This window comes from Waterburya sp. (assembly GCF_058530065.1).
Window position 1 is genome coordinate 1 of the sequence record NZ_JBZNBU010000365.1, and the last position, 3,897, is coordinate 3,897.

At 35.3% G+C, this 3,897-nt stretch carries 2 protein-coding genes and 2 pseudogenes; 2 read left to right on the forward strand and 2 right to left on the reverse strand.

Features of this window, described 5'->3' with window-relative positions; all coding sequences use genetic code 11:
* A pseudogene (locus AC33VI_RS22035) lies at positions 1 to 232 on the forward strand (photosystem II cytochrome c-550); the annotation flags it as partial.
* A 129-nt stretch (positions 233 to 361) separates the two neighbouring features.
* Entirely contained in the window at positions 362 to 967 is a 606-nt protein-coding gene (locus AC33VI_RS22040; RefSeq protein WP_491784412.1) for an acyl carrier protein phosphodiesterase, read from the forward strand.
* 77 nt (positions 968 to 1,044) lie between these two features.
* Here AC33VI_RS22040 and AC33VI_RS22045 read toward each other — a convergent pair whose 3' ends face one another.
* Both AC33VI_RS22045 and AC33VI_RS22050 read right to left on the reverse strand, forming a co-directional pair.
* A complete protein-coding gene (locus AC33VI_RS22045; protein ID WP_491784413.1) occupies positions 1,045 to 2,793 on the reverse strand; it encodes a GTPase in 1,749 nt (582 codons plus the stop codon).
* Between the two features lie 81 nt (positions 2,794 to 2,874).
* A pseudogene (locus AC33VI_RS22050) lies at positions 2,875 to 3,897 on the reverse strand (GTPase); the annotation flags it as partial.

A 3,897-nucleotide genomic window follows, 5' to 3' on the forward strand; every position in this document is an offset into this window, starting at 1 on the left:
TGCTTACCCTGCTAGAGATAATATTGAAGGAATTGTAGACTACTTGAAAAACCCCACCACTTATGATGGGGAAACCGATATCTATGAATTCCATCCCAATACTACTCGCTCCGATCTTTTCCCCATGATGCGCAATCTAACGGATGAAGATTTAGAAGCTGTTGCAGGACATATCCTAATTCAACCTGAAATTCGCGGTATCCTTTGGGGTGGCGGAAAAGTATACAACTAAATTCTACAATCTATTTGATACAGGCTTTTGGGCTTAATTAATTGTCATTAGATCTCATTCGGAAATTAGAGAAGTAACTTCTTTGATTTCCGATTTTTTATATTTAAAAACTACGAACTAAAAACTAAAATGAATTGGTTAGCTCATCTTTTATTGGCAGAATCCGATCCCGAACTCCGTTTGGGCAACTTATTGGGGGATTTAATTAAAGGAGAGGAAAGAGAAACTTTAAATGCCAATCTCAGAAGGGGGCTAAAATGCCATCAGGCGATCGATATTTTTACCGACAGTCATCATATCGTTCGATGCAGCAAACAACGATTGAATGGAGAGTATCGCCGTTTTGCAGGAATTTTGATTGATGTTTTTTACGACCATATCCTAGCTAAAAATTGGCACGATTATTGTCAGATACCGTTAACCGAATTTACTAGTACTGTCTATAAGTCTTGGGATAATTATTTAATCGATTTACCTCTTTATCCTCAACAAGTCATTTTGCGGATGATAGCAGAAGACTGGCTTGGTTCTTATATTTATTTACAGGGAGTCGAACAAACTCTCAGAAGAATTTCTTGGAAATTAAATAGACGCAATCAAAAACGACAATTTGACCTTACTCCTGCGATCGCTTTATTACAGGATAATTACTCGCAATTGCAACAGGATTTTCAATTATTCTTTCCTCAGTTACAATCTCATATCGATAGCTGGTGCTTAAACCAACCTATTTAAAAGACGATCAATTAATCCGATCTTGACTCGAAAAGATTTAGTAAGGCGATCGCAAAATCGCCCCTTGGTATTTAAAATTAAATTGTGTTTGCTTGACTAATCATTGTTAATACCGTTTCAAATTCTTGACGAATAGTTATTAATTGTTTCATAGAAATATTAGATAAAGCGATCGCTTCTTCATTTTGTTTTCTAGCATCGGCAATTCTTTTTTCAATTTCGCCATAAACTTGCTTGTCGAATTCATAGAATTGAATTTCTACCTGATTTTCTAAGTCTTTAGCTAACCTTTGAAATGAACTAGTTATTTGCTGACGGGCATCAGCCATCTGTTGTTCTAATTTTCTTTCTTTGTTTATTTCTATCACATCCATTACCAACCCCCCAGCAGCTAGAATTGGACCTAAAATTACAAAAAAGTTACCAATATCTTTTGCGATGCCTACAGCTTGCCAGGGTTTGAATTTGAATCCAATAGCTTTTCCTATACTTAATACTGCCTGATGTAAATTGCTACCTGCTACATTCATACTGCTGAGAAAACCACTTTTGCCAGCAATGTTTAAAAAATCTCTACTGGCGTGTTTTAAAATATTAGCTCCTGCAAATTCAGCAATTCCTTTTAGCTTATTAAATTGTTGCCTAAGCGCATCGATATTAATTCCTTCTTGAAGATGATTCACCGAAGCATCTAAAGATTTTTCGATATAAGCAATATAAGTTTGAGCTAAGTTGCCTTCTAATACTCCTTCTACTTCTTGTTTAATGTCTTCGACTGCTGTATCAAAGACTGCTTGTATTTCTTTACCAGCTTTTTGGTAGTGCTTGTCTATTTCTAGATTGACAGTTTTTTGTCGATCTTCCCACTCAGATTCACTTTTTACTTCGCCTACATAGCTGGCTAATTCTTCTCCCTCTTGAGAAATTGCAGCAGATAACCTGAGTGCAACACTTTGCATTTTTATTTTGACCCGATTACGTTCGTTTTTGATTTTGCGGGATAATTGATTGAGGATTTCAAAATAAGTCGAATCTCCCCCAGAATTACGAGTAAGTTCGGCTTGTGTATCGTTGACTGCGCTTAAAGCAATACGAACTGGTGTATCTAACTTTGCTAGAGATCCGCGACGTTCGACAAATTGATTTAATTCTTTAATAAAGGTTTCAAAGCGACTAATTTCGCATAAAAATTCATCGTCTTCATCAATACCATCACAATAGTCTTTGGCATCGATAAAACAGACGGGAAAGTCATCGAGAGAATAAGGTTTTAAGGCTTCGGCTAAACTATAACGATAGTTAATTATTTTTTGGTCTTCTTCTCCTGCTTCGTCAGACATTTTGTTGACTACTAGCATCATTTTCCAAGCGTAGCCTTTTTCATAAGCTAGCTTTTTAAAGTTTTCTACTGTCACCGAATCAAACAGCATATAGGTTAAAGAAAAGACTAATAGATCGGCTTTATCTATTGCTTCGTAGGTAATAGCATCATGGTCATTGCGATCTGTAAATAATCCAGGAGTATCGATTATCTTAATATCATTCCAGTTGTAGCTAGCGGTTTCATCTGTAGCAATGTCAGCATCAATTCTAATATCTCTTTTTCCCGTCAAGGCTGAGATGATAGTAGATTTACCCGCGCTATATTGTCCGATAAAAGCAACGCTAATTAATCCTTCTTGTTTGTATTGTTGTAAATCGACTTCTAATTGATTTTTAATACGATCGAAGTTTTCATTATTGGATAAAAAGTTATTTAGATTATTGTGGGCAGAGTTAAATTTTTCGGTAACAACAGCAGCGTTAAATTGTCGATCTTGATTCATGGTTAAGCACCTAAATATTGTGGGTGTAAATTTATGAGTAAGCAAAGTATTTTTGACTTGCTTGGAATTGAGCAATGAATATTAGAGTTCGCTATTAATAGAAATATCTTCTTGAATTACTTGCTTTATCTCTGACAAGGATTTTTGAAGCTCGATCGCAGTTTTAGTCTTGATGGATATACTATGTCCGAATTGACGATCTACTCTAGCAATAGCTTCCGCTACATTTCTTACTGATAAAGGTTCGTGTTTCTCTGTTGACCAATCAACAACACGCTTGGCATATCCGCGATTGAGATAGTTAACTATTGAATCTAAACTTCTTTGCGAACTATGTAATGTACTAGCTATATTATCTAAACCCTCTATTAGTTCGTGAAAATAGCTATTGATATTAATGGTTACATCTTGGCTATATTTCTCTAGGTTTTGAATAGCCGTCTCAGAAATAGAATGCTGTTGTTTATTTACTTGTTCACGAAGCGAATTAGAGATTTTTTCTACTGCTTTGCGACGTTTTTCGGTTTTGGAAGTAAAAAAGTTAGAGAGCAAATTCAATGCAGTACCAAATATACCAACTGCTATGCCAATACCAGCTAATGGAGGAAAAATAGCCACCCCAAATCCAATAGCTGCCAGAATACCACCTCCAAGTTTAAATAGCTTTTTATCATCAAATGAATCATGGCTATCTAAACTAAAGCCTTCAAGGTTAATTTGCGCAATTAACTGTAATTCTTTGCCAACTTCTTCTAAAGATTCTTGTATCTTCAGATTGAAACTATTTGCTGCCTCTTCACAGGAGAGTTTAATTCTCTTTTCTAATCCAATATCTTTGATATTTTGTTTCCAGGCTCGATTTAATTGATGTTCGTCAGCTTCCCAATTGTGTTCGGCAAATCTAGAAATAGAATTAATAACTTCTTGGAAAATAGCTGCAATTTTTTGTTCTAAACATTCACAACTATCTCTTTGAGCTTTGTTGATATCTTGTCGTATTTTTTCTTGTTTTGACTTTAAAGTATTACTGAGATCGCGATAAACTTGTTTTTGCTGTGTTATCCATTCATCGGATTTACCAATATCGCCAACAGTAGAGCCTAA

What these genes read in the sequence shown, in the direction of transcription:
- AC33VI_RS22040 (WP_491784412.1), top strand. Translation starts at nt 362, where the DNA reads ATGAATTGGTTAGCTCATCTTTTATTGGCAGAATCCGATCCCGAACTC.
- AC33VI_RS22045 (WP_491784413.1), bottom strand. Translation starts at nt 2,793, where the DNA reads ATGAATCAAGATCGACAATTTAACGCTGCTGTTGTTACCGAAAAATTT.